Origin of the sequence: Planomonospora sp. ID67723 (assembly GCF_015711605.1) — a bacterium.
Lineage (GTDB): Bacteria > Actinomycetota > Actinomycetes > Streptosporangiales > Streptosporangiaceae > Planomonospora_A.
In genome coordinates this window covers 1,049,532-1,074,274 of sequence record NZ_JABTEZ010000002.1, presented here as the reverse complement: position 1 = coordinate 1,074,274, position 24,743 = coordinate 1,049,532, and the positions used below count along the sequence as shown (strand labels likewise).

Annotated in this window: 23 protein-coding genes; 7 read left to right on the top strand and 16 right to left on the bottom strand. The window is 71.8% G+C overall.

Features of this window, described 5'->3' with window-relative positions; translation table 11 throughout:
- Window positions 1–36 precede the first annotated feature (36 nt).
- The 3 genes from HS041_RS17480 (at window position 37) to HS041_RS17470 (ending at window position 1,764) form a co-directional block, all read left to right on the top strand.
- A complete protein-coding gene (locus HS041_RS17480) occupies window positions 37–1,020 on the top strand; it encodes a hypothetical protein (RefSeq protein WP_196441729.1) in 984 nt (327 codons plus the stop codon).
- The gene (locus HS041_RS17475; protein WP_196441728.1) at window positions 1,017–1,448 is read left to right on the top strand and encodes an ABA4-like family protein; all 432 of its coding nucleotides are present in this window, start codon (window positions 1,017–1,019) and stop codon (window positions 1,446–1,448) included. The genes HS041_RS17480 and HS041_RS17475 overlap by 4 nt, the downstream gene beginning before the upstream one ends.
- Window positions 1,449–1,581: 133 nt before the next feature.
- Entirely contained in the window at window positions 1,582–1,764 is a 183-nt protein-coding gene (locus tag HS041_RS17470; protein ID WP_196442642.1) for a hypothetical protein, read from the top strand.
- 323 nt (window positions 1,765–2,087) lie between these two features.
- Here HS041_RS17470 and hisF read toward each other — a convergent pair whose 3' ends face one another.
- The 9 genes from hisF to hisD all read right to left on the bottom strand — a co-directional run bounded on the left by hisF (window position 2,088) and on the right by hisD (window position 8,302).
- On the bottom strand, window positions 2,088–2,858 hold the full coding sequence (gene hisF / locus HS041_RS17465) for an imidazole glycerol phosphate synthase subunit HisF (protein WP_196441727.1): 771 nt from the start codon (window positions 2,856–2,858) through the stop codon (window positions 2,088–2,090).
- A 35-nt stretch (window positions 2,859–2,893) separates the two neighbouring features.
- A complete protein-coding gene (locus HS041_RS17460; RefSeq protein ID WP_196441726.1) occupies window positions 2,894–3,298 on the bottom strand; it encodes a RidA family protein in 405 nt (134 codons plus the stop codon).
- A 24-nt stretch (window positions 3,299–3,322) separates the two neighbouring features.
- A complete protein-coding gene (gene priA, locus HS041_RS17455; RefSeq protein ID WP_196441725.1) occupies window positions 3,323–4,042 on the bottom strand; it encodes a bifunctional 1-(5-phosphoribosyl)-5-((5-phosphoribosylamino)methylideneamino)imidazole-4-carboxamide isomerase/phosphoribosylanthranilate isomerase PriA in 720 nt (239 codons plus the stop codon).
- 4 nt (window positions 4,043–4,046) lie between these two features.
- The gene (locus HS041_RS17450) at window positions 4,047–4,388 is read right to left on the bottom strand and encodes a hypothetical protein (RefSeq protein ID WP_196441724.1); all 342 of its coding nucleotides are present in this window, start codon (window positions 4,386–4,388) and stop codon (window positions 4,047–4,049) included.
- A gap of 33 nt (window positions 4,389–4,421) precedes the next feature.
- Window positions 4,422–5,057 carry an imidazole glycerol phosphate synthase subunit HisH gene (gene hisH, locus HS041_RS17445; RefSeq protein WP_196442552.1) on the bottom strand — a complete coding sequence of 212 codons (636 nt, stop codon included), beginning with the start codon at window positions 5,055–5,057 and terminating at the stop codon, window positions 4,422–4,424.
- On the bottom strand, window positions 5,054–5,209 hold the full coding sequence (locus HS041_RS17440) for a CG2302 family histidine operon protein (protein ID WP_196441723.1): 156 nt from the start codon (window positions 5,207–5,209) through the stop codon (window positions 5,054–5,056). The genes hisH and HS041_RS17440 overlap by 4 nt, the downstream gene beginning before the upstream one ends.
- 74 nt (window positions 5,210–5,283) lie before the next feature.
- On the bottom strand, window positions 5,284–5,877 hold the full coding sequence (hisB, locus tag HS041_RS17435; RefSeq protein ID WP_196442551.1) for an imidazoleglycerol-phosphate dehydratase HisB: 594 nt from the start codon (window positions 5,875–5,877) through the stop codon (window positions 5,284–5,286).
- Window positions 5,878–5,900: 23 nt separating this feature from the next.
- The gene (locus tag HS041_RS17430; RefSeq protein WP_196441722.1) at window positions 5,901–6,971 is read right to left on the bottom strand and encodes a histidinol-phosphate transaminase; all 1,071 of its coding nucleotides are present in this window, start codon (window positions 6,969–6,971) and stop codon (window positions 5,901–5,903) included.
- Window positions 6,968–8,302, bottom strand: coding sequence for a histidinol dehydrogenase (hisD, locus tag HS041_RS17425; protein ID WP_196441721.1), 1,335 nt, complete (start codon window positions 8,300–8,302; stop codon window positions 6,968–6,970). Before hisD ends, HS041_RS17430 begins: the two co-directional genes overlap by 4 nt.
- A gap of 162 nt (window positions 8,303–8,464) precedes the next feature.
- Here hisD and ybaK point away from each other — a divergent pair, with 162 nt between their 5' ends.
- Both ybaK and HS041_RS17415 read left to right on the top strand, forming a co-directional pair.
- Window positions 8,465–8,992 (top strand): Cys-tRNA(Pro) deacylase, encoded by a 528-nt coding sequence (gene ybaK, locus HS041_RS17420; protein ID WP_196441720.1) that lies wholly within the window; start codon window positions 8,465–8,467, stop codon window positions 8,990–8,992.
- Window positions 8,993–9,091: 99 nt separating this feature from the next.
- Complete coding sequence (locus HS041_RS17415; protein ID WP_196441719.1) at window positions 9,092–10,483, top strand: amidase; 1,392 nt, start codon at window positions 9,092–9,094, stop codon at window positions 10,481–10,483.
- 10 nt (window positions 10,484–10,493) lie between these two features.
- Here the strand turns inward: HS041_RS17415 and HS041_RS17410 are convergent, their stop codons facing one another.
- Complete coding sequence (locus tag HS041_RS17410; RefSeq protein WP_307845340.1) at window positions 10,494–11,033, bottom strand: hypothetical protein; 540 nt, start codon at window positions 11,031–11,033, stop codon at window positions 10,494–10,496.
- A gap of 109 nt (window positions 11,034–11,142) precedes the next feature.
- Between HS041_RS17410 and murA the strand changes: the two genes are divergently transcribed.
- Window positions 11,143–12,459, top strand: a complete 1,317-nt coding sequence (murA, locus tag HS041_RS17405) for a UDP-N-acetylglucosamine 1-carboxyvinyltransferase (RefSeq protein ID WP_196441717.1) — start codon at window positions 11,143–11,145, stop codon at window positions 12,457–12,459.
- Between the two features lie 52 nt (window positions 12,460–12,511).
- Window positions 12,512–14,716: a transglycosylase domain-containing protein gene (locus HS041_RS17400; protein WP_196441716.1), complete on the top strand. Its 2,205-nt coding sequence runs from the start codon at window positions 12,512–12,514 to the stop codon at window positions 14,714–14,716.
- Window positions 14,717–14,878: 162 nt separating this feature from the next.
- Here the strand turns inward: HS041_RS17400 and HS041_RS17395 are convergent, their stop codons facing one another.
- The 6 genes from HS041_RS17395 to HS041_RS40455 form a co-directional block, all read right to left on the bottom strand.
- On the bottom strand, window positions 14,879–16,177 hold the full coding sequence (locus HS041_RS17395) for a serine hydrolase domain-containing protein (protein ID WP_230879100.1): 1,299 nt from the start codon (window positions 16,175–16,177) through the stop codon (window positions 14,879–14,881).
- 94 nt (window positions 16,178–16,271) lie between these two features.
- A complete protein-coding gene (locus HS041_RS17390; RefSeq protein ID WP_196441715.1) occupies window positions 16,272–17,258 on the bottom strand; it encodes a hypothetical protein in 987 nt (328 codons plus the stop codon).
- On the bottom strand, window positions 17,258–18,523 hold the full coding sequence (locus tag HS041_RS17385) for an MFS transporter (RefSeq protein WP_196441714.1): 1,266 nt from the start codon (window positions 18,521–18,523) through the stop codon (window positions 17,258–17,260). Before HS041_RS17385 ends, HS041_RS17390 begins: the two co-directional genes overlap by 1 nt.
- The gene (locus HS041_RS17380) at window positions 18,524–19,882 is read right to left on the bottom strand and encodes a galactose-binding domain-containing protein (protein WP_196441713.1); all 1,359 of its coding nucleotides are present in this window, start codon (window positions 19,880–19,882) and stop codon (window positions 18,524–18,526) included.
- A 201-nt stretch (window positions 19,883–20,083) separates the two neighbouring features.
- Window positions 20,084–23,605, bottom strand: a complete 3,522-nt coding sequence (gene dnaE, locus HS041_RS17375; RefSeq protein WP_196441712.1) for a DNA polymerase III subunit alpha — start codon at window positions 23,603–23,605, stop codon at window positions 20,084–20,086.
- Between the two features lie 166 nt (window positions 23,606–23,771).
- The gene (locus HS041_RS40455; protein ID WP_374058853.1) at window positions 23,772–24,728 is read right to left on the bottom strand and encodes a chorismate mutase; all 957 of its coding nucleotides are present in this window, start codon (window positions 24,726–24,728) and stop codon (window positions 23,772–23,774) included.
- Between the last annotated feature and the right edge of the window lie 15 nt (window positions 24,729–24,743).

The window sequence follows — 24,743 nt, the reverse complement described above, 5'->3', positions numbered from 1 at the left end:
GATAATGGATATATCTATTATCTATTTGGAGGCCGCGTGACCCGCTGGCACCGCCCCCTCGTCCTCTGCTCCGGTCTCATGGCCGTCCTCGCGGCCGTCTCCCTCGGCGGCCTGCTGTTCGACGACCGCACGCTGGACGGCATGCCCGTCTGGGCCAAGCCACTGAAGTTCACCGCCTCCCTCGGGATCTACACGTTCACCTGGGCCTGGCTGCTGACCCTGCGGCACCGGGCGCCGCGCTGGGGGTGGTGGCTGGGCACGGCGCTGGCGGCGGCGAGCGCAGCCGAGATCGCGATCATCATGTTCCAGGCCGCCCGGGGGGTCCGCAGCCACTTCAACGCCTCCACCGAGCTGGACGCCACGCTGTACGGCGTCATGGGCCTCACCATCGTCACCCTGATGATCGCGAATTTCGCCGCGTCGATCCTGGTGCTGCGCGAGCGGCAGGCCGACCCGGTCAGCACCCGGGCGATCCGCCTCGGGCTGGCCATCTCCACGGCCGGCATCGCGCTGGGCTACCTGATGACCCTGCCCACCCCGGCGCAGCTGGCCGACCCCGCCGCGGCCGTCATCGGCGCGCACAGCGTCGGGGTGCCCGACGGCGGCCCCGGCCTGCCCCTGCTCGGCTGGAGCACCACCGGGGGCGACCTGCGGATCCCCCACTTCGTGGGCATGCACGCCATCCAGGCCCTCGCCCTGCTCACCCTGGGGCTGAACCGCCTGCGCGACCGGGCCGTGCGGCTGCGCCTGGTGTCCGTCGCGGCGTACGGCCACGCCGGGCTGCTCGCCCTGGTGACCTGGCAGGCGCTGCGCGGTCAGCCGCTGCTGCGCCCCGACGGTCTCACGCTGGCGGCGGCGGCCCTGCTGTCGGCCACCGTGGGAGCCGCCGTCCTGGCGGCGTTCCTGCGCTCCTCCTCCGGCGCCTTCCCGCAGGACCCGGCCGCCCCTCCCCCGGACGGCCCCGGCGGCCCGTCCGCCGGAGCGGAGGCCACCGTGCGCGTAACGGCGGAGACCCGATGACCGAGTTCCTGTTCCAGCTCAGCTTCCTGGCCGCGGCGCCGTTCTGGGCCCTGATGATCCTGGCCCCGTCGTGGTCGCGCACCCGCCGGATCGCCGAGTCGCCGCTGATCGCCCTGCCCTCGCTGGCGGTCTGCCTGACCCTGCTCCTGCCGCTGCTGGGGGACTTCTGGAGCGTGGTCACCCGGCCCACCCTCTCCGGGCTCACCGAGCTGGTGGGCACCCCGGAGGCGCTCGCGGCGCTGTGGGGCCAGATCATCGCCTGGGACCTGCTGGTGGGCCGGTGGATCTATCTCGACAGCAGGGAGAGGGGCCTCCACCCGCTGCTGATGGCGCCGGTCCTCGTCCTCGCGATCCTGCTCTCCCCGATCGCCTTTCCGATATACCTTGCACTCCGCATTGGACAGAAGAGCCGCGCCGCCGCACGATGACAGAGGTGGTCCTGTCAATCTCCGGAACCGGCAGCGGTTCCCCCGGGCTGAGCAGGTATGATCACCACGATCCGGGAGCCACTCGGGCCCAGAATGCCAGATCTCTTTAAAATCCGGGTATATACGGCTGGGAATGGAACTGCAGGAGGCCCCCATGCAGGTCAAGAAGGTCGTCACCTACCTAGCGGTGGCGTTCGTGGTCTTCTATCTGTTCACCAAGCCCGCCGAGGCGGCGAGTGCGGTCGACGGAGTGATCAACGGGATCGTCAAGGGAGCCGACCAACTGGCTGTCTTCGTCACACAAGTCCTGAGCTGACCGTCGGCGGGGGTTTGCCCCGCCCCTGACCTGCTTCTCCCCGGCGCTCCCGCACGCCCCGAGCGGGAGCACGGCCCTCCTCTCATCCCGATGTCACCACCGGCGGATCCGAGCCGATGACCGGTGAGACGAGCAGGGGACGCCCACACCCACCGTGGCCACCGACGTCCACGCCGTGACCGCTGACAGCACCACCGTCGCCGGGTAGGCCGCGCTCACGTGCGCCCTCGTCGTCCCGCAGCTCCCTGCCGGGAGGCGCGGTCAGGCGACCCCCAGGACCCGGGGCGAGCCCGGCGGGACATGGGCCCCGCCGAAGCGGCCCTTCAGCGGACCGGGCAGCCCGCCGTGCGCAACGCGTCCTTCACATCGGCGATCTTGAGCTGGCCGAAGTGGAACACCGACGCGGCCAGGACCGCGTCGGCTCCGGCCTCGACCGCCGGAGGGAAGTGCTCCAGCGCCCCGGCCCCGCCGCTGGCGATCACCGGGACGGAGACCGCCGCGCGGACGGCGCGGATCATCTCCAGGTCGTAGCCGTCGCGGGTGCCGTCGCCGTCCATGGAGTTGAGCAGGATCTCGCCCACGCCCAGCTCCTCACCGCGCCGCGCCCACTCGACGGCGTCGATGCCGGTGCCGCGGCGCCCGCCGTGCGTGGTCACCTCGAAACCCGACGGCGTCGGCGGGCCGTCGACGACCCGGCGGGCGTCCACCGAGAGCACGATGCACTGCGCGCCGTACCGCCGGGAGGCCTCGGTCAGCAGCTCCGGGCGGGCGATGGCGGCGGTGTTCAGCGACACCTTGTCCGCCCCCGCCCGCAGCAGCCTGTTCACGTCCTCGACCGAGCGCACCCCGCCGCCGACGGTCAGCGGGATGAACACCTGCTCGGCGGTGCGGCGCACCACGTCGTACATGGTGGAGCGGTCGGAACTGGAGGCCGTGATGTCCAGGAACGTCAGCTCGTCGGCCCCCTCGGCGTCGTAGCGCCGGGCCAGCTCGACCGGGTCCCCCGCATCTCGGAGATTCTCGAAGTTGACGCCCTTGACCACCCGCCCGGCGTCCACGTCCAGGCAGGGGATCACTCGTACCGCGACAGTCACGTGCCGTTCCTCGTTTTCTGCATATCGCCTGGGACCTAGCGGGCCCCGGCCTCCCTGTAGGCCTCGACCTCGACCTCGACCAGCATGCGCGGGTCGATCAGACCCGCCACCTGCACGCCGGTGCAGGCGGGCCGGATCTGGCCGAACAGCTCCGCGTGCGCCCGGCCGACCTGGTCGTAGTGTGCATCGTCGACCACGAAGTAGCGGACCCTGACGACGTCGTGGCGGGACAGGCCCGCCTTCTCGATGGCGTCCAGAGCGACGCCGAACGAGGCGCGCGCCTGCTCGTAGGCGTTCCCCTGGTGGAGGATCTCATCGTCGACGGCGGCGGTGCAGCCCGAGACGATCACCCAGGGCCCGGCCACCACCGCCCGGGCGTAGCCGTACCGCTCCTCCCAGAATCCCCCGCTGAAAACCCTGGAACCCGTCCGCTCAGTCACCTTGTCTCCTCCACGCCCGAGAAACTAGGAAACCGCCGCCAGGGCCTCCTCGAGGGTGAAAGCCTGGGCATACAGGGCTTTGCCCACGATCGCACCTTCGATACCGATCGGGACGAGGGAGGCCAGAGCGCGCAGGTCATCAAGGGAGGAGACGCCTCCGCTGGCGACCACCGGCTTGTCGGTGCGGGCGCAGACCTCGCGCAGCAGGTCGAGGTTGGGACCGCGCAGGGTGCCGTCCTTGGTGACGTCGGTGACGACGTAGCGCGAGCAGCCGTCGGCCTCCAGACGCTCCAGGACCTCCCACAGGTCGCCGCCCTCCTGGGTCCAGCCCCGGGCCGCGAGGGTGGTGCCGCGGACGTCCAGGCCGATCGCGACGTGGTCGCCGTACTCAGAGATGATCTTCGAGCACCAGGCGGGGTCCTCCAGCGCCGCGGTGCCGATGTTGACCCGGCGGCAGCCGGTGGCCAGCGCCGCCTCCAGCGAGGCGTCGTCGCGGATACCGCCGGACATCTCGACCTTGACGTCCAGAGCCTTCACCACGGAGGCGAGCAGCTCCCGGTTCGAGCCCCGGCCGAAGGCGGCGTCGAGGTCGACCAGGTGGATCCACTCGGCTCCCGCCTCCTGCCAGGCCAGCGCGGCCGAGAGCGGGTCGCCGTAGGAGGTCTCGGTTCCGGCCTCACCCTGGACCAGGCGGACCGCCTGGCCTCCGGCGACGTCCACGGCGGGCAGCAGCTCTAGCGACATCTGTTCAGGACCTCCGGTCGAATACGACGGTGACGAGCACCGGGACAAGCAGTAGGGAAAAGACGAGCACGCCCAGCCTCGCGGACCACGAGGACCAGAGCAGCCAGGCGATCACCTGGACGATCAGGAACAGGACCGCCACGACACCGTTCTGCGCGCGGCGGCGGCGGGCCCGGATGCCACGCTGGCCGGCGATCCGGACCGGCCTGCCCGGCAGGAGCGCGGTGACCCTGCCCAGCCGCTCCCGGCGCCGGGCGAGCCGGGCCTCCTGCTCGGCGCGCAGCGCCGCCCGGCGCGCCTGCTCCGCCTCGCGCTCGGCCCGCCGCCGGGCCCGCTCCTTGCTCATCGGCCGGCGCTCATCGGCCGCTCGCCACGCGGGTCATCCGACGGTGCCCAGCCAGTTCGCGAGCAACCCCGCACCGGCGTCACCCGACTTCTCGGGGTGGAACTGGGTGGCCATGAGCGGGCCGTTCTCCACCGCCGCGACGAACGGCACGCCGTGCTCGGCCCAGGTGACCAGCGGGTCGGTGAAGCCGGGCCCGGCCTGCAGCTCCCACTCGCGCACGCCGTAGGAGTGCACGAAGTAGAACCGCGCGTCCGGCTCCAGCCCGGCGAACAGCACCGAACCCGCGGGCGCCTTGACCGTGTTCCAGCCCATGTGCGGCAGGACCGGGGCCTCCAGGCGCTCGACCGCGCCGGGCCACTCACCGCAGCCGGAGGTGGTGATCCCGTGCTCCACCCCCGTCTCGAACAGGATCTGCATGCCCACGCAGATGCCGAGCACCGGCCGCCCCGCCGACAGGCGGCGCGCGACGATCCGGTCGCCGTGCACGGACTTCAGCCCGCTCATGCAGGCGGCGAACGCGCCCACCCCGGGCACGACGAGACCGTCGCACTCCAGGGCCGCCTCGTAGTCGGAGGTCACCGTGACCTCCGCGCCCACCCTGGCCAAGGCGCGCTCCGCGGAGCGCAGGTTGCCCGAACCGTAGTCCAGGACCGTGATCTTCTTCTTCACCACCAGAGCACCGCCGCCGTGGTCGCCAGGGCCGCGAGGGCGCCCAGCAGGACCGCGCCCTTCTTCAGACCCTGTTTGAGGAAAGAAACAATGCCGCCCACCAGGAAGAGGGCGACGAAGGCCATCGCGATGGCCGTCCAGTTCTCAGTCATCGCCGCTCACAGGACCTCCTCCGTCGGCCCCGTGAGCAAGCTGCTGCGCCCACCGGCTCGCTCGCTACGCTCGCTCACAGCACGCCCTTGGTGCTGGGCACCCCGGTGGCCCGGGGGTCGGGCTCCGACGCCTCGCGCAGCGCCCGCGCCAGCGCCTTGAACTGGGCCTCCACGATGTGGTGGGCGTTGCGCCCGTACGGCACGTGCACGTGCAGGCAGATGGCGGCCTGCGCGACGAACGACTCCAGGATGTGCCGGGTCAGCGTCGTGTCGTAGTCCGGGCCGATCATGGGAGCCATGTTCTCCGGCTCGCTGTGCACGAGGTACGGCCGGCCGGACAGGTCCACGGTCACCTGGGCCAGGGACTCGTCCAGCGGGCAGGACGCGCTGCCGAACCGCCGGATGCCCGACTTGTCGCCCAGGGCCTCGCGGAACGCGGAACCCAGCGCGAGCGCGGTGTCCTCGATGGTGTGGTGCGAGTCGATGTGCAGGTCGCCCTCGGTCTTCACGGTCAGGTCGAACAGGCCGTGCTTGCCGAGCTGGTTCAGCATGTGGTCGTAGAACCCGACGCCGGTGGCCACGTCGACGATCCCGGTGCCGTCGAGATCGACCTCCACCAGCACCGAGGTCTCCTTCGTGGCGCGCTCGACACGACCCACGCGCCGCATGGGCTCGCCTCCGGCAAGACTCATCACAGGATCCCTTCCAGGGCGGCGCGGAACGCCGCCATCTCCTCAGCCGTTCCGACGGAAACCCTCAGCCACTCCGGCGGGCCGACCTCGCGGATCAGCACCCCCCGCTCCAGCAGCCCCTCCCAGACCTTGCGCCGGTCCGGGAAGCGGCCGAAGAGCACGAAGTTGGCATCCGAGTCGGCGACCGCCAGCCCCCTGCCCCGCAGCCACTCCACCGTGGCGTCCCGCTCGTCCCGCAGCATGTCGACGGTGCCGAGCAGCTCGTCCCGGTGGGCGAGCGCGACCCGCGCCGCCGTCTGGGTGAGCGTGGACAGGTGGTACGGCAGGCGGACCAGGAGCAGCGCCTCGATCACCGCCGGGCAGGCGGCCAGGTATCCCAGGCGGGTGCCCGCCATCGCGAACGCCTTGGACATGGTCCGGGTGACGATCAGGCGCGGGTTGTCCGGGAGCAGGGTCAGCGCCGACGGCGTGCCGGTGCGGGCGAACTCGAAGTACGCCTCGTCCACCACGACCATGCCGGGCGCGGCCTCGACGATCCGGGCGATCACGGCCGGGTCGAGAGCGGTGCCGGTGGGGTTGTTGGGCGAGGTCAGGAAGACGACGTCGGGCCGGTGCCCGGCGATCGTCGCGACCGCCTTGCCCGGGTCGATCCCGAAGTCCTCCTCGCGCATCCCGGAGATCCACTCGGTGGACGTGCCGCGCGCGATGATCGAGTGCATCGAGTAGGACGGCTCGAACCCGAGCGCGCTGCGGCCCGGGCCGCCGAAGGCCTGCAGGATCTGCTGGATGACCTCGTTGGAGCCGTTGGCCGCCCACACCCGCCCGGCCGTCAGGCCGTGCCCGAGATAACCGGCCAGGTCCTCGCGCAGGGCGACCGCGTCGCGGTCGGGGTAGCGGTTGAGCTCTGCCGCGCCGTGCCGTACGGCCTCGGCCAGGTCCGTGACCAGCGAGGCCGAGGGACCGTAGGGGTTCTCGTTGGTGTTGAGCCGGACCGGGACGTCGATCTGCGGGGCGCCGTACGGCGACAGCCCTCTCAGGTCGTCGCGGATCGGCAGGTCGTCCAGGTTCACGAGCGGTTCTCCCAGTCACTGAGCTCGGCCAGCTCACCCGCGGCGAACCGGACGCGGACCGCCGCGCCGTGCGCGGGCAGGTCCTCGGCGTCGGCGAGGACGGACACGTGGGCCGCGGCCTCCGCCAGCGCCTCGCGGGTGTAGTCGACGACGTGGATCCCGCGCAGGAACGTCTGCACCGACAGTCCCGAGGAGTGGCAGGCGCAGCCCCCGGTGGGCAGCACGTGGTTGGAGCCGGCGAGGTAGTCGCCCAGCGAGACCGGCGCGTAGGCGCCCACGAAGATCGCCCCGGCGTTGCGGACCCGGGCGGCGAGCGTGGGCGCGTCGGCGGTGTGGATCTCCAGGTGCTCGGCGGCGTAGGCGTCCACGACCCGCAGTCCCGCCTCCATGTCGTCGACCAGCAGGATGCCGGACTGGCGCCCGGCCAGCGCCTCGGAGATGCGCTCGGAGTGCTTGGTCGCCGCCACCTGGCCGGGCAGCTCCTTCTCCACGGCCTCGGCCAGCTCCGCCGAGTCGGTGACCAGGACCGCGGCGGCGATCTGGTCGTGCTCGGCCTGGCTGATCAGGTCGGCGGCGACGTGCGCCGGATCGGCGGTGGAGTCGGCCAGGATGGCGATCTCGGTGGGCCCGGCCTCGGAGTCGATGCCGATGCGCCCCTTGAGCAGGCGCTTGGCCGCCGCGACCCAGATGTTGCCGGGCCCGGTGACCATGGTCGCCGGAGCGCACTCCTCGGTGCCGTAGGCGAACATCGCCACGGCCTGGGCACCGCCGACGGCGTAGACCTCCTCCACGCCGAGCAGCGCGCACGCGGCCAGGATGGTCGGGTGCGGCAGTCCGCCGAACTCCTTCTGCGCGGGCGAGGTGACCGCCAGCGAGGGCACCCCCGCCTCCTGGGCCGGCACGACGTTCATGACCACGCTGGACGGGTAGACCGCCTGGCCGCCGGGGACGTACAGCCCCACGCGCTCGACCGGGACCCAGCGCTCGGTGACGGTCCCGCCGGGCACGACCCGGGTGGTGACGTCGGTGCGGCGCTGGTCGCGGTGGACCAGGCGGGCGCGGCGGATCGACTCCTCCAGGGCCGCGCGGACCCGCGGGTCGAGCTCCTCCAGGGCGCGGGTGATCGCCTCGGCGGGCACCCGGGTGGAGTCCAGCTCCACGCCGTCGAACCTGGCGGTCAGCTCCCGCACCGCCGCCGCACCGCGATGATGCACGTCCTCGCAGATGGGCCGGACCTTTTCCAGGGCGGCTTCGACGTCGAGTTCGGCACGGGGCAGCACGTCGCGCAGGTCCTCGGGGAGGGCGCCGCGCAGGTCGGTACGGGAAATCACCCGTACAGTCTACGGAGCCCCGAGCCCGCTTCCCGTCCTGTCCACCATCCGGACGTCCGATCTCCTCTGCCGGTGGCCCGGACGGGGGTCGCGGGAGTTCTGTCATCTGCGGATCCATCGACTTTACGTTGTAGATTTCCTTGATGCTCTACGCTGCGGCGCATGAGCAAGTCGAAGGGCGCCAGGGGACCCCGGGGCGCCAAGGGACAGGGCGGTCAGGGCACCCCGGCGACGGTGGCGCTGAGCCAGGCCGGGGTGGAGTTCACCCTGCACCCCTACGAGCACGACGCGAACGCGCAGGCCTACGGCGAGGAGGCGGCCGACGCGCTCGGCGTGCCGTACGAGCGGATCTTCAAGACGCTCGTGGCCGAAGTCGAGGGCGGGCTGGCGGTCGCGGTGGTGCCGGTGGCGGGCAAGCTGGACCTCAAGGCGTTCGCGGCGGCGCTGGGGAGCAAGCGGGCGGCGATGGCCGAGGCGGCCAAGGTGGAGCGGGTCACCGGCTACGTGGTGGGCGGGATCAGCCCGCTGGGACAGCGCAGGCAGCTGCCGACCGTGGTCGACTCCTCCGCCCTGGAGTTCGAGACGGTCTACTTCTCCGCCGGGCGGCGCGGGCTGCAGATCGAGACCGCCCCCGCCGAGCTGGTCCGGCTGACCCGCGCGACCACGGCTTCCATCGGCAGGACCGGGTAGTTCTGTCGAAGGTTGCCAGGGCGCGGCGGAGGCCGTTCTGGCCAGACTGGGCCGGACACGGCCGCCCGTGCGCGGGCCGCACACCCACCGGGAGGACCGATGCACTACCTGACCGCCGTCGAGATGCTGGAGCTGCTGCGCACGCGGCAGGTCAGCGCGGTCGAGTTGCTCGACGCGCACCTGCGCCGGATCGAGGAGGCCAACCCCACGGTCAACGCGATCGTCACGCTGGTGGCCGAGCGCGCCCTCGACGAGGCGAAGGCGGCCGACCGGGACCTGGCCAGGGGCATCTGGCGCGGACCGCTGCACGGGCTGCCGGTCGCGCACAAGGACCTGACCGACACCGCGGGCATCCGCACCACGTACGGCTCGCGCCTGTTCGCCGATCACGTCCCGGAGCGGGACGCGCTGATCGTGCGGCGGATGCGCGAGGCCGGGGCGATCACGATCGGCAAGACCAACACCCCCGAGTTCGGCACCGGCTCGCACACGGTGAACGAGGTCTTCGGCGCCACCCGCAACCCCTACGACCTGTCGTGCTCGGCGGGCGGCAGCAGCGGCGGGGCGGCGGCGGCTCTGGCCTGCGGGATGGTGCCGCTGGCCGACGGCTCGGACATGGGCGGCTCGCTGCGCAACCCGGCCTCGTTCTGCAACGTGGTGGGGCTGCGCCCGACGCCCGGGCGGGTGCCGTCGCCGACGCCGACGGCGGCCTGGTTCACCCTGGGCGTGTCGGGGCCGATGGCCAGGACCGTGGAGGACCTGACGCTGCTGATGAGCGTGGTGGCCGGGTTCGACGCCACCTCCCCCCTCTCGATCGCCGAGAGCGGCGCGGTCTTCACCGAGCCACTGGATCTGCTGGACCTGACCGGGCTGCGGATCGCCTGGAGCCCCGACCTGGGAGGGCTGCCGGTGGACGCCGAGACGGCGAAGGCCACCGCGGACGCCCCGGCGGTGCTGGCCGGGCTGGGGGCCCACGTGGAGCGGGTCGACCTCGATCTCTCCGACGCCGAGGACGCGTTCCGGACCTACCGGGCCTGGTACTACCTGCTCTCCTTCGGGGACCTGCCCCAGGAGGAGCTCGGCGAGAACGTGCGCTGGAACGTCGAGCGGGGCCGGGCGGTGACCGGGGCGGACCTGGCCCGCGCCGAGCGGCTGCGCAGCGGCCTCTACCAGCGGATGAGCGCGTTCTTCGACGCCTACGACTTCCTCCTCGCGCCGGTCAGCCAGGTGCCGCCGTTCCCCGTGGACGCGCCGTACGTCTCGGAGATCAACGGCGAGGCGCTCCCCGACTACCTGGCGTGGATGCGCTCGGCCTACTGGATCAGCGTGCTGCACGCTCCGGCCGCCTCGGTGCCGTGCGGGTTCACCTGGAACGGGCTCCCGGTCGGCGTGCAGATCGTCGGGCGCCCCTTCGCCGACCTGCGGGTGCTGCGGCTGGCCCACGCGTTCGAACGGGCCACCGGTCACGGCTCCCGCCGGCCCGCCCTGTGACGGCCCCGCCTCACCTGCCGCCGAGGTCGCGCTCGGAGAGCGGCCCGTAGGGATCCTGCCCGCCGAACGGCTGGCGCAGCGGCGACTCGCGGTAGCCCGCGACGCCCTCCAGCGCGAAGAAGAGGCCCGCGGCGAGCATCGGCCAGGCGAAGATCACACCGTTCGCGGTCAGCTTCAGCCTTCCGGGGACCATCGGCGTGTCCGGCCCGGCGGCGGTCACGGTGACCGCGCCGAGGTTCACCGCCCCGCCGACCGTCAGCGTGAGGTACGCGGCGAGCAGACCGCCGGCGGCCAGTCCGAGCAGCACGGCGAGCGGCCGGCCCCGGCGCGACAGCGTGTAGCCCGCCGCGCCGCAGATCAGCCCGAGCGCGCCGGTGACGACGGCGAACCAGCCGTCGGCGGCGATGAGCGCCTGGGTCGAGGGGTCGGCGAGCACCGGGCCCTGCTCGGTCACGACGTACGGCGCACGCGGCGCGAGGAGCGACCAGAGGACGCCGGCGGCGGCTCCGAGAAGGCCGAGAGCGAGCACGGTCACGGCGAAGTCGCGCACGTAGCGCAATGTGCCTCTCCCTCTATTTTCGCGTCATTCCACCAGATGCTATCGACTGCACCATTTTGCGATATCGAAAGCGCTGGCCGGAGCCCGTTACCCTTGCGGGGTGAATGAAGAGGTATGGCTGATCGAGCCCTCCGGCCCGCTCCGCGGTGACGTCGAGGTCCGCGGGTCCAAGAACGGCGTCTCCAAGCACATGGTGGCCGCCATGCTGGGAAGCGGCGAGAGCATGATCCACAATGCTCCCGACGTGGGCGAGGTCGGGATCACCGCGCAGATGCTGCGGGCACTCGGCATCAACGTGGAGATCACCCCCCGGGAGATCATCATCGCGCAGGGCCCGGAGATCAATCCCCACGTGCCCGCCGCGTTCACCGGTCTCAACCGGATCCCGATCCTGATGCTCGGCCCGCTGCTGCACCTGGCGGGCGAGGCGTTCGTCCCGCTGGTCGGCGGCGACCCGATCGGCCGCCGCCCGGTCGACTTCCACGTCGAGGCCCTGCGCGCGATGGGCGCGGAGGTCGAGGTGAGCGAGACCGGCGTCTACGCCAAGGCCAAGCGACTGCGCGGGACCCGGATCGAGCTGCCCTACCCGAGCGTGGGTGCCACCGAGACGATCCTGATGTCGGCGGTGCTGGCCGAGGGCAAGACCGTGCTCAAGGGCGCGGCCATGGAGCCCGAGGTGGTGGAGCTCGCCCTGTTCCTGCAGCGCATGGGCGCGCTCATCGAGCTCAGCCCGGACCGGCGCATCGTGATCGAGGGCGTGGAGCGGCTGCACGGCGCCTCCACCTGGCTGAACGGCGACCGCATCGAGGCCTTCTCCTACCTGGCGGCCGGCCTGATCACCGGCGGCCAGGTGCGGGTCCACGGCTGCCCCCAGGACCGCCTCGTCACCGCCATCACCACGCTGGCCAGGATGGGGGCCCAGCTCGACATCACCGACGACTACCTCTCGGCGTCGGCCCCTGACGGCCTGCGCGCCGCGGCGGTGCAGACCGACACCCACCCCGGGTTCATGACCGACTGGCAGACGCCGCTGATGGTGCTGTTCACGCAGGCCCAGGGCATGTCGGTGCTGCATGAGACGGTCTTCGAGAACCGGCTCGTCTACGTGCCCGCGCTGCAGAAGATGGGCTGCGAGATCGAGGTCTTCGACGTCTGCCTCGGCGGCCCGGCCTGCCGCTACCACGACACCAACGCCAAGCATTCGGCGGTCGTGCGGGGCGTGTCCAAGCTGCGCGGCGCCGACGTGACGCTCCCCGACATCCGGGCCGGTTTCTCCGCCGTGCTCGCCGCCGCAGCCGCGGAGGGCACCTCCACGCTGCGCGGGGTGCACCACATCGAGCGGGGCTACCACCGGCCGTTCGAGCAGTTCGCCTCGCTCGGTCTGAAGATCAGTCGAGAGAAAGTGCAGAGCGGGTAAGGATTCGCAATCGGGTGTTTGCGGGGCATCACCCTGCCGCACCTTACTCTCTGTGACATTGCGACGTGACACCAGGCCCGGCCCCGTCGCGTGCCTGCGGGTCCTGACGGCCTGCGGAGTACTCGGCGGGCTGCTGGCGGCGGGGGCCGCGCTACCACTCGTCGGCAGCGCGGGCCTCGCGGCGAAGGACGTCGCGGGCGTCTTCACCGACCTGCCGCCCAGCCCCCGCGAGGATCTGCTCCCCCAGCGCACCGTGCTCCTGGACCGCCGCGGCAGGCCGTTCGCCCAGTTCTACTCGCAGAACCGGACGGTCGTGGACCTCGGCAGGGTCGCACCGGTCATGCGCAAGGCGATCATCGCGATCGAGGACTCCCGCTTCTACCACCACGGCGGCCTGGACATCAAGGGCACGCTGCGCGCGCTGGTGACCAACACCCAGGCCGGCGGGGTGCGGCAGGGCGGGTCCTCCCTCACCCAGCAGCTCGTGAAGAACATCCTGGTGGAGAACGCCGAGACCGAGGCCGAACGCGACCAGGCGCGGGCGCCGAACCTCCAGCGCAAGCTCAGTGAGCTGCGGTACGCCCTGGCGATGGAGCGCAAGTACACCAAAGACGAGATCCTGGAGCGCTACCTCAACATCGCCTACTTCGGCGCGGGGGCGTTCGGGGTGGAGGCCGCCGCGCAGCGGTTCTTCTCGGTCCCGGCCGCCAGGCTGTCCCTGCCCCAGGCCGCCACGCTGGCCGGAGCGGTGCGCACGCCGTACGCGACCGACCCCTCGCTGGGCGAGCAGCACCAGGAGCGGCTCAGGCAGCGCCGCGACATCGTCCTGGACCGGATGGCCGAGACCGGGTCCGTCACCCGCGCCCGGGCGGACGCGGCCAAGCGCACCCCGCTGAACATCCGCCTCAAGCCGGAACCGGGCGGTTGCGCCGGCAGCGACCACCCCTACTTCTGCGTCTACGTCCACCGGGAGCTGCTGAGCAACCCCGTCTTCGGGCACACGCGGGAGGAACGCGAACACCGCCTGGCCAGGGGCGGCATGGTGATCCGCACCACCCTGGACCCCGCCGCCCAGAAGGCCGCGGAGCAGGCCATCGCCGCGCGGGTCGACCCGGAGGACACCGAGGTCGCCGCCGAGGCGATGGTCGAGCCGGGCACCGGGCGGATCCGGGCGCTCGCCGCGAGCAAGCGGTACGGCCGCAACCCCGGCAACCGCAGGAACGGCCCCCGCACCACCTTCAACCTCGCCGCCGACGTGGCGCACGGCGGCGGCCTGGGCTTCCAGGCCGGATCCACCTTCAAGGCGTTCACCCTGGCCACCGCGCTCAGCAAGGGCTGGCGGTTCAACCGGGGGTTCGCCACCCCCGGCCGGTACGTCCCGGCCAAGGGCTTCACCGACTGCGCGGGCCGGCCGGTCAACGACCCCGGCAGCGAGATCTACAACGCCGACGGCAGGCGGAGCCCGGGCGCGTACAGCCTCTCCACCGGCACGTGGAACTCGGTGAACATCTTCTTCATGAAGCTGGAGCGCAAGGTCGGCCTGTGCCCGGTCGTCAGGACCGCCAAGGCGCTCGGCATCACCCGGGCGGACGGCACGCCGCTGCGCGAGGTCCCGACGTTCACGCTCGGGATCAACGAGATGGACCCCCTCACGGTGGCCGGGGCGTTCGCCGCGTTCGCCGCGCGGGGCCGCTACTGCCGCCCGGTGGCCATCGCCGAGATCACCGGCCGGGACGGCCTCCGCGTCCCCATCCCGCCCAGCTGCCGCCAGGCGATCGACCCGAGGGTGTCCGACGCGGTGAACCACGTGCTGAGCGGGGTGTTCACCCGGGGCACCATGAGGGGCCAGGGCATCGGCCGCCCCGCCGCGGGCAAGACCGGGACCAACAACGGCTACACCTCGGCCTGGTTCGCCGGGTACACCCCCGCCCTGTCGGCGGCGGTCAGCGTGGGCGACATCCGCGGCTCCTACCGCCACCCGTTGCGCGGGGTGCAGATCGGCGGTGACTACTACGCCAGCGTGCAGGGCGCCTCCCTGCCGGGCCCGATCTGGGTGGCCTCCATGTCCGCCGCCCTGCGCGGCGTGCCCGCCAGACCGTTCCACGCCCCGGACATGGCCCGCTTCGGCGGCGGCCGCACGCCCTTCCTGGCCAAGGCGCCGCTGGCCGACCGCCCCCGCGGGCGCCGCCACGGCGGCGGGAACGGCGGCGGCCGGAACAGGCCCCGCTTCCTTCCCTGGCAGAGCCCCGACCGCTGACCTCGAGCCGCCCGGACCCCGACGGCCGTGCTGCGGTGAGGGCTTCTGGATGAACCCGGCAGAAGCCCCCATCACAGCCCGACCACAAACGATCATGGGCACCCTCGAGGAGGGCGGCGCCGGACGCTCCGGCGCCTGCCGGGAACGGCCGGTGCCGGCAGGTCACCGCTTGACGCGCACCTGCTGGGTCGGGAAGGGCGACCAGGGTCGCTGTGCCTTGGCGGCCGGGGCTGGGCTCTGACCGCACAGGGCCTGCGACATGTGGGCTCCGAGGGCGAAGTCGATCGCGTGCGGCACCACGGCCCCGTTCTCGTCGAGCCGGTTGTACTTCATGAGGTTGATCCCCACGGAGAGCTGGCGGCCCCCGGAACTGGACAGGGAGAAGGTTCCCATGCCGAACACGCCCCCGTCGTGCCCCCAGAACCGGCCGCAGGCGGTGTCCTGGGCGTACAGGCCCAGGCCGTAGTGCATCACGACGTTGCCCTGGTCGTCGGTGACCGGCACGGTGGCCTGCATCTGCGCCAGCTGGGCGGGGGCGAGGATCCCGCCGCCCAGCAGGAGCCGGTAGAACCGGTTGAGGTCGTCCATCGTCGACACGAGCGCACCCGCCGTACCGGCCCAGGACATGTCGTAGACGCTGTAGTCGCGCGGCGGGTCGATGAGCCCGAACAGCGCCTCGTACGCCTTGGAGTTCGGGCCGGGGATGTACGGCGTGCGGGGGAAGGAGGTGTTCCTGAGCCCGGCCTTGGCGATCACGTGGCGGGTGATGTACCGGTCGGCTTCGGTTCCGGTCGCCTTCTCCAGCAGCAGCCCGGCGATGATGTAGTTGGTGTTGGAGTAGGACCAGCCCTGGCCGGGTTCGCCGGTGGCCGGCGCGGCCAGGCCGAACGCCACCAGTTCCCGCGGGCCGATCCTGCGGAACCTGTGGTCGTCGAGGCTCTGCGGCGACCCCTGCACGAGGGAGGGGAAGGCGCCCGCGACGTAGTCGCCGATGCCGCTGGTGTGGTTGAGCAGCATCCGGACCGTGACCTTCTCGCCGCGCTCGCCCGGGATCAGGCCGGGAAGGTAGCGGGCGACGGGCGCGTCCAGTTCGATCCGGCCGCGTTCGACCTGCTGCAGGACGGCGACCGCGGTGAAGGTCTTGGTGATGCTGCCCACCCGGTGGCGCATCCCCGCGTGGACGGGCCGCCCGGTCTCCACGTCGGCCACGCCCGCCGCGCCGTCCCACCGGGAGCGCCCGTCACGAACGCCGGAGTAGACACCGTGCATGCCGGCGGCGTGGACCGCCTCCAGGGTCTGCCGCAGCGCTCCCCGGTCCAGGCCGGGGCCCGTCCCCGCGGGGGCGGGTTCGGCCGTCGCGGGTGGCGCGAACGCCCACGTCGTGAGTACCGCGCTCAGCCCGAGCCCGGCGGCCGCCGATCCCCGGCGGGGGCTCCGCATGAAGACCATCACCTCTGTCATCTCCTCTGTCCGGAAACCCGACATGATGATCTTCACAATCTTTCCGCCGTCCGTCCTCCCCTTCCGGGATGAGATCGGTCGTCGTCCCCCGGGACTACGGGGACCGGCCGACGACCACCGGGGAGGACGCGTCGCGCACCAGGAGGGCCGGGGCGCCGGTGCCGTCGGCGGGGACGGACCAGACGTCGGGGCCCTTGCCGTACATCACGGTGCGGGCGTCGAGCCAGGCGGCCTGGTCGTCGACGCTCGCGGTCTCGGCCAGCGGCGTCTCCTCCATGGTGGCCAGGTCGAGCAGGTGGAGCCGCCAGGGCCGGTCGGGGTCGCCGGAGACCCGTTTCTTGAACACCAGGCGCGTCCCGTCGGGGGACAGCGACGGGCACTCGGCGTTCTCCCTGAGCGTGCGGGCCTCCCACCTGGCGTAGTCGCCCTTCACCAGGTAGGTCTTCCCCTTCGTCGACACGGTCGCATAGAACGTGTTGTCGTCGGCGGCGAAGGTGACGCCCCAGTAGTTCACGTCCGGGGAGAAGTAGCGGCGCCCGCCGAGGGTCAGCGGGATGTCCTCCATGTTGGTGACGGCGAAGCCGGTGCGGCGGTCCAGGATCCCGGTCCAGGTGGAGAATCCCCCTTCGTTGTAGGAGTCTCCGGTGACGAACACGGTCCACGAGGCCATCCGGCCGCTGGCCGACATCCTGGCCCGGTTCGGGATCCCGGCCAGTTCGACCCGCTGGAGCTCCCGCATCGAGCGGTCGAGGATCACCGCGTCGGTCATGGGGACCGGTCCGGGCCTGGCGACCAGGCAGACGGAGACGCCCGCCGCCGTATGGAACCGGTTGCAGGCCGGTCCGCCGTCGACGGGCGCGGCCGAGGTGTCCCCCAGCGGCACCGCGGCGACCCGGCCGGCCGTCGTACGGAACACGAGCCGCCCCGGGTCCAGGAGGCCGTCTCCACCCCCCTGGACCGCCGGTGCCCGCGGGTCCGGGGCGGGGCCGCGTCGCGCCGCCCAGCCCGCGTAGCCCGCCGCGACGGCGGCCAGCAGCACCACGGCGGCGATCAGGACCGGAAGCCTCCGGGCGGAGGTCATCACCGCCTCCTTCGCGCAGGATCCGGCCGGTGAGCCGGTACGGCGGGCCGCAGTGCGAACCACGAGGCGAGCGCGCAGGCGGCGAGTCCCGCCGTCATGGCCGCCAGTCCCGGCTCGCTCCCCCACACCGTCCAGAGCGCGCCGAACAGGACCGAGGAGAACATCCGGGCGACGGCCTGACCGGTCTGGAGCAGGGCCAGGCCGCTGGCGCGCAGGCGTTCGGGGAGCACCGGCCCGGCCAGGGCCATCAGCACGCCGTCGGTGGCCGCGTAGAACGCCCCGTGCAGGACCAGCACGGGGACGAGCCAGCCGGGGCCGAGCAGCAGCAGGTAGGCGCCGGCCAGCGCGACGTGCCCGGCCAGGAAGACCGGGACCCGGCCGAGCCGGTCGGCGAGCCGTCCGGCGGGCACGGCGAGCATCAGGTAGACCGCGGCCGTGCCGACCGGCAGCAGCGGGAAGTACTCGGGCCCCAGCCCGCCGCGCTTCTGCAGGAGCAGGTAGACGAATGCGTCGCTGACCGTGACCAGGCCCAGGACGGCGGCCACCGCGCAGACGTGCCGGAACGGCGCGTCCCGCAGCAGCCCGGCGGCGGCGCGCAGCGAGACCGCTCCGCTGCCGGCGGCGCCGGGCGGCAGCGGCTCGCGGCGGTCGCGGACGTACATGACCAGCAGCAGGACGCCGAGCACGGCGACGCAGAAGCTGACCACGAACACCGCGTCGTACGCGCCCGCGGTGGCCGTCAGCACGGCGAACGCGGCCAGCGGCCCGAGCAGCGCCCCGAACGTGTCCATCGCGCGGTGCACGCCGAAGGCGTGGCCGAGCGCGTCCGGCGGGGCGCTCAGCGAGATCATCGCGTCACGCGGGGCCGTGCGCAGCCCCTTGCCCGCCCGGTCGGCGGCGATCGCCGCACCCAGCAGCGGGACCGAGGCGCCGGCCGCCAGCAGGCCCAGCCGCGACAGGGCCGACAGCCCGTACCCTGCCCCGGCGACCAGCTTGCGCCGCTGCCACCGGTCGGCGAGCTGCCCTCCTGCCAGGCGGACCAGCGCGGTCAGCCCGGCGTAGAGCCCGTCGAGCGCGCCGAACTGCAGCATGCTGAGCCCGAGGGAGAGCGTCACGTAGAGCGGGAGCACGGCCGTGACCATCTCGGAGGAGATGTCGGTGACCAGGCTGACCCCGCCGAGGGCGAGCACGTTCCCCGGAACCGCCCAGGAGGTCCGCGACCGCGGACGGGTCCCGTCCGCGGTCCGGTTCGCCGAGATGTACATCTAGTGGCAGGTGTAGGTGGGGCTGGTGTCCTTGACCGCGCCGCCGACATCGACGAGCTGCCAGGAGAACGAGCTGGGGGCGAGGGTCAGCTTGAGCACGCCGTACAGGTTGGTGAGGCGCTTCTGGCTGTTGGGCCTGGCGGTCTTGAGCTCGTACGGCGGCGCGCCGCCCATCCCGCCGATGACCTGGACGATGCCCTTGGAATCGGCCGCGGCGCTCGGGTTCTGCGGCGCGAACCGCTCGTAGTGGTGGTCGTGCCCGCCCAGCACCAGGTCGGCTCCGGCGCCGTAGAGGATCTCCCAGACCGGCTTGCTCTGCTTCTGGTTGCCGTGCGAGCCGGAGCTGAAGAGGGGGTGGTGGAAGTAGGCGGCGATGCAGCGCCTGTCGTTGGCGGCCAGGTCGGCCTTGAGCCAGTCGAGCTGGGCGGAGTCGGTGAAGAGGTTGGAGTCGAGGGCGACGAAGTGCCAGTCGCCGTGGTCGTAGCTGTAGTAGGTCTTGCCCCGCGGGGTGGCGATGGAGCCGAAGTAGGCCTTGTACCCGGCGTAGGTCCCGGCGGGGTCGTAGGTCTCGTGGTTGCCGGGGACGGGGCGGGTCTTGCCCTTGAACCTGCCCCAGGTCTTGTCGTAGTAGTTCCGGTAGTCCGAGATCCGGGCGTCGTCGTACTGGTTGTCGCCCATGGTGACGACGAACGCCGGGTTCATCCGCTCGACCAGCGCGGCGGTCTTGGGGTGGGCGCAGGAGCCGGAGCTCGCGGTGCACTGCGCGGCGATGTCACCGGCCGCCGCGACCGTGAAGGCCTCGCCCGGCGGGACGGTCGGGGTGACCGTGGGAGTGGGCGTCGGGGTCGGCGGGGTGCCGCCGCCGTACACCTGCAGCTCCCACAGCGAATAGCCGTAGGGGGTGCCGCGCTCGGTGCCGTACATGCGGACGTAGCGCCCGGAGCCGGAGACGGTCAGGTCGTCCTCGCCGCCGTCCCCGGTGGTGGTGGAGTAGACGGTGGTCCAGGTGCTCTTGTCGTCGGAGACCTGGATCTCGTAGGCGCTGCCGTAGGCGGCCTCCCAGAGCAGCCTGACGCGGGAGATCTGCTGGGCCGCGCCCAGGTCGACGCGGATCCACTGGGGGTCGGCGCCTTCCTCGGAGGCCCAGCGGGTGGAGGTGAGGTCGCCGTCGACCGCCTTGCCCGAACTGTAGGACTGGCCCTCCTTGGACGAGGAGGAGGCGGGTTTGCCCTGCGAGAGCAGGGTCTCGGCGGCCTCGGCCCGGCCTGCGGCGACGAGCAGCCCGGATAGGAGGACGGTGATCGCGGCGAGCGCCCAGAGGAGCCTGCGGGGGACGGGTTTCGGCATCGCTGAAGACATGACTGTCTCCTGGGGGGTGAGAGGCGTGAGATCACGGCGCGGCGAGGCGTCGTGCGAGGCGCGGCCGGGACAGCAGGTCTCTCACTGAGCGCGTCACGTCCCCGGGAGGGGACGCCGCGCCGAGCCGCTTACCGGCATAGTGGCAAGCGGTCCGGCGCGGTGTCAACAAGTTAGGAAAGTTTCCTAACCCTCGTTTCGTCGTCAGGCTCCGAGGCAGGCGGGGCCCAGGAGTTGCTTGAGGTCGCCCATCAGGGCCGGGGACGGCGAGACGCGCAGCCGGTCGTCCAGGCGCATGACCGTGGTCTTGGGGCCGTTGTGGACCTGGAGGTGGACCTCGGTGGTGCCCGGGTGGGTGGTCAGGACCTCCTTGAGGCGGCCGACCACCGGGGGCGTGCACCGGGCCAGCGGGACGCTCACCAGGAGCGGCCCGCCCGCCTCCGTGGTGAGGTCGGGGGCGGTCACCTCCATGGCGATGATCTTCCCGACGTCCTCGCGCTTGTCCAGCCGGCCCTTGACGAAGACGATCGCGTCCTCGGCGAGGATCGTGGAGCAGAGCTGGTACGCCGAGGGGAAGATCATCACCTCGATGGCGCCCTCCAGGTCCTCCAGCATGGTCAGGACCCAGGTGTCGCCCTTCTTGGTGACCTTGCGCTGGACCCCGCTCAGGATGCCGCCGACGGTGACGACCTGCCCGTCGGGACGGCTGTCGTCCTGCAGTGCGGCGATCGAGCAGTCGGCCCCGGAGGCGAGGATGTGCTCGACGCCGAAGAGCGGGTGGTCGGAGACGTACAGGCCGAGCATCTCCCGCTCGAAGGCGAGCAGGGTTGTCTTGTCCCACTCCCCTGGCGGGATCTGCACGTCGAAGGTCTGGTCCTCGGTGCCGTCGGCCGCGCCGAACAGCGAGTCCTGGCCGATCGCCTCGTTCTTCTTGATGTCGATGATCGCGTCGACGGCCTGCTCGTGGACCATCACCAGGCCCTTGCGGACGTGGTCGAAGGAGTCGAAGGCCCCGGCCTTGATCAGCGACTCGATGACCCGCTTGTTGCAGACGACCGCGGGAACCTTGCGCAGGAAGTCCTTGAAGTCGGTGAAGCGCCCCTTCTCCCTGCGCGCGGCGATGATCCCGTCGACGACGTTGCCGCCGACGTTGCGGATGGCCGACAGGCCGAAGCGCACGTCGCTGCCACGCGGGGTGAAGTCGAAGTCGGAGTCGTTGACGTCCGGCGGGAGCACCTTGATGCCCATACGGCGGCACTCGTTGAGGTAGAGCGCCGACTTGTCCTTGTCGTCCTTGACCGAGGTGAGCAGGGCGGCCATGTACTCGGCCGGGTAGTTGGCCTTGAGGTAGGCGGTCCAGTAGGAGACCAGGCCGTACCCGGCGGTGTGGGCCTTGTTGAAGGCGTAGTCGGAGAAGGGCAGCAGGATGTCCCACAGGGCCTTGATCGCCGCGGCGGAGAAGCCGTTGTCCTTCATGCCCTGCTCGAAGAACTCGAACTGCTTGTCCAGCTCGGACTTCTTCTTCTTGCCCATCGCCCGGCGCAGCAGGTCGGCGCCGCCCAGGGAGTAGTTGGCGACCTTCTGGGCGATCGCCATGACCTGCTCCTGATAGACGATCAGGCCGTAGGTCGTGTCGAGGATCTCCTTGAGCGGCTCCTCCAGCTCCGGGTGGATCGGAGTGATCTCCTGCTGGCCGTTCTTGCGCATCGCGTAGTTGGTGTGGGAGTTGGCTCCCATCGGACCGGGGCGGTAGAGCGCGAGCGCCGCGGAGATGTCCTCGAAGTTGTCGGGGCGCATCAGGCGCAGCAGCGAGCGCATGCCGCCGCCGTCGAGCTGGAAGATGCCGAGCGTGTCGCCCCGCGACAGCAGCTCGTACGTCTTGACGTCGTCCAGCGGCAGGTCGAGCAGCTCGATCATGGTGCCGGTGTTGGCCTCGATGGCCTTCAGGCAGTCGTCGATGATCGTGAGGTTGCGCAGGCCCAGGAAGTCCATCTTCAGCAGGCCGAGCGTCTCGCAGGTCGGATAGTCGAACTGCGTGATGATCGCGCCGTCGGAGTCGCGGCGCATGATCGGGATGTAGTCGGTCAGCACCTCCGACGACATGATGACGCCGGCGGCGTGCACGCCGGTCTGCCGGATCAGGCCCTCCAGGCCCCGGCCCAGGTCGATCGCCGACTTGACGTCGACGTCCTCCTCGTACAGCCTGCGCAGCTCGCCGGCCTCGCCGAAGCGCGGGTGGTCCTTGTCGAAGATGCCCGACAGCGGGATGTCCTTGCCCATCACCGCGGGCGGGAACGCCTTGGAGACCTTGTCGCCGAGGGCGTAGGGGTAGCCGAGGACGCGGGCGGCGTCCTTGATGGCCGCCTTCGCCTTGATGGTGCCGAAGGTGGCGATCATGGCGACCTTGTCGGCGCCCCACTTCTCGGTCACGTAACGGATCACGTCGCCGCGCCGGCGCTCGTCGAAGTCGATGTCGACGTCGGGCATGGAGACGCGCTCGGGGTTGAGGAACCGCTCGAAGATCAGGCCGTGCGGGATCGGGTCGAGGTCGGTGATGCCCAGGGCGTAGGCCACCAGAGAGCCCGCCGCCGAGCCCCGGCCCGGGCCCACGCGGATGCCGTTGCGCTTGGCCCACATGATGAAGTCGGCGACCACGAGGAAGTAGGATGGGAAGCCCATCTGGATGATGACACCGAGCTCCTTCTCCACCCAGGCGCGGTGCTCCTCGTCCACGCCGCCCGGGAAGCGGCGCTTCATTCCCTCCCAGACCTCCTGGCGGAAGAACTCCTCCTCCGTCATGCCCTCCGGGATCGGGAAGGTCGGCATCAGGTTCTTGAACCCGAACATGCCCTCCGGCTCGACCTTCTCGGCGACCAGGAGCGTGTTGCGGCAGCCCTCGGCCCACAGGTCGGAGGAGTCGACCGCGCGCATCTCGTCGGCGGTCTTGATGTAGTAACCGCTGCCGTCGAAGCGGAACCGGTCGGGGTCGGACAGCTGCTTGCCGGTCTGGATGCACAGCAGCGCGTCGTGGGAGGTCGCGTCCGACTCGTAGGTGTAGTGCGAGTCGTTGGTGACCAGCGGCGGGATGTTCAGCTCTTTCGAGATGCGGGTCAGTCCGTCGCGGACCCGGCGCTCGATCTCGAGGCCGTGGTCCATGATCTCCAGGTAGTAGTTCTCCTTGCCGAAGAGCTCCTGGAACTTCGCGGCGGCGGCCCGCGCCTCGTCGTACTGGCCCAGCCGCAGGCGGGTCTGGACCTCTCCCGACGGGCAGCCGGTCGTGGCCATCAGGCCCTCGGCGTGCTCGGCGAGGATCTCGGCGTCCATCCGGGCCCACTTGCGGACGAAGCCCTCGGTGTAGGCGCGGGAGCTGAGCTTCATCAGGTTCTTCAGGCCGCGCTCGTTGCGCGCCCAGATCGTCATGTGGGTGTAGTAGCCACCCGCCGACACGTCGTCCTTCTTCTGGTGGGGCTCTCCCCACAGCACCGGCTTCTTCTGGTGCCGGGAGGCGGGGGCGACGTAGGCCTCGATGCCGATGATCGGCTTGATGCCGGCCCCGGTGGCCTGCTTGTAGAAGTCGTAGGCGCCGTGCATGTTGCCGTGGTCGGTGATCGCGATGGCGGGCATGCCCAGATCGCCGACCTGTTTGAACATCTGCTTCAGACGGGCGGCTCCATCGAGCATGGAGTACTCCGTATGAACGTGAAGATGCACAAACGAGTCTGACATGCGGCCTCGTCCTCCCCCTTGTCGCGCGTCGGCGAGGGAAGCTTACGCGCGTTTCCCCGTCTCCGGGGCGCCCGCCGCCCCTCGTTTCCGGCATGCCCGGATGCGGCGGCGCCGCACCCTCCGCACGGTCCGGACCCGGCTCCGCGGGTCCCGTACGGCCGCGCGCTCAGTCCCGGCGCGCGGCCCTCCGCTCCTCGGCCAGTTGCAGCCCCGCCTCGATGACGGCGTTCATGATGGGCGCCAGTCTGACCTCGCCCAGGGTGGGGGCGCGACGGGCCATCTCGGCGACCAGGCGGCGCTCGCGGTCCATGTCGCGGCCCGCGAAACCGCCCACGGGCTTGAGCCGCTGGATGGTCCCGGCCAGCTCGGCGCGGCGCTCCAGGAGGACGGCCAGGGCGGCGTCCACGCGGTCGACGGCGCCGCGCGCGGAGAGCACGGAGTCCGGCTCCTCCCTGCGGGTGACCGCTCCGACGATCTTCACGGCCTCCTGGGCGGCCGCGGCGACCTCCGGCGCGGCGTCCGGGGCCAGGAGCAGTCCGTCGGCCCCGGCGGCCACCGCGGCCGCGGCCAGCGCCGGGTCGTCGCCCAGCCAGGCCAGGACGGGGTGACCGGAGCGCTCCCGGGCCGCGCGCATCAGGGCCAGGTCGAGGACCGTCTCCCCCGGGAGGGCCCCGGCGCCTCCGCCCGCACGCACGCGGCTCCCGCCCTCGCAGAGCACGACCCGGTCATTGCCCTCGGCCACGCAGTGGCCGCCCACGGCGAGCCACTCCTCCAACGTCGCGGCGGGGCCGCGCTGCACGACCACCGGCAGGCCCAGCCGGGCGACCGCGCGCACCAGGTGGAGATCCCGCATCCAGCCGGCCCCGACCACCACGCCGTCGGCTCCGGCCGCGATCCCCACCAGGTCCGCCGAGGAGAACGGCTCCACCAGGACCGGCCCGGCCCACTGCGCGCGGACCCGGGCCAGCGCCTCGGCCGCGGGCACCCGCCCGTGGTGGCCGCGCAGGCTGATCCAGCGCGCGTCCGCGCCCACGCCGCCGATCACCACGGCCGGACCCGTGGCGCCCACCGTCAGCGTCCCCAGGTGCACGGCCCCGCTCCTCACGCGTGCGGTCAACGACATCTCGGCTCCCCATGC

Bases quoted from the DNA above. Each gene is read 5' to 3' on its own strand.
- HS041_RS17475 (WP_196441728.1), top strand. From the start codon at position 1,017: ATGACCGAGTTCCTGTTCCAGCTCAGCTTCCTGGCCGCGGCGCCGTTC.
- HS041_RS17470 (WP_196442642.1), top strand. From the start codon at position 1,582: ATGGAACTGCAGGAGGCCCCCATGCAGGTCAAGAAGGTCGTCACCTAC.
- priA (WP_196441725.1), bottom strand. From the start codon at position 4,042: ATGTCGCTAGAGCTGCTGCCCGCCGTGGACGTCGCCGGAGGCCAGGCG.
- HS041_RS17450 (WP_196441724.1), bottom strand. From the start codon at position 4,388: ATGAGCAAGGAGCGGGCCCGGCGGCGGGCCGAGCGCGAGGCGGAGCAG.
- HS041_RS17440 (WP_196441723.1), bottom strand. From the start codon at position 5,209: ATGACTGAGAACTGGACGGCCATCGCGATGGCCTTCGTCGCCCTCTTC.
- hisB (WP_196442551.1), bottom strand. From the start codon at position 5,877: ATGCGGCGCGTGGGTCGTGTCGAGCGCGCCACGAAGGAGACCTCGGTG.
- ybaK (WP_196441720.1), top strand. From the start codon at position 8,465: ATGAGCAAGTCGAAGGGCGCCAGGGGACCCCGGGGCGCCAAGGGACAG.
- HS041_RS17415 (WP_196441719.1), top strand. From the start codon at position 9,092: ATGCACTACCTGACCGCCGTCGAGATGCTGGAGCTGCTGCGCACGCGG.
- HS041_RS17395 (WP_230879100.1), bottom strand. From the start codon at position 16,177: ATGACAGAGGTGATGGTCTTCATGCGGAGCCCCCGCCGGGGATCGGCG.
- HS041_RS17390 (WP_196441715.1), bottom strand. From the start codon at position 17,258: ATGACCTCCGCCCGGAGGCTTCCGGTCCTGATCGCCGCCGTGGTGCTG.
- HS041_RS17385 (WP_196441714.1), bottom strand. From the start codon at position 18,523: ATGTACATCTCGGCGAACCGGACCGCGGACGGGACCCGTCCGCGGTCG.
- HS041_RS17380 (WP_196441713.1), bottom strand. From the start codon at position 19,882: ATGTCTTCAGCGATGCCGAAACCCGTCCCCCGCAGGCTCCTCTGGGCG.
- dnaE (WP_196441712.1), bottom strand. From the start codon at position 23,605: ATGTCAGACTCGTTTGTGCATCTTCACGTTCATACGGAGTACTCCATG.
- HS041_RS40455 (WP_374058853.1), bottom strand. From the start codon at position 24,728: ATGTCGTTGACCGCACGCGTGAGGAGCGGGGCCGTGCACCTGGGGACG.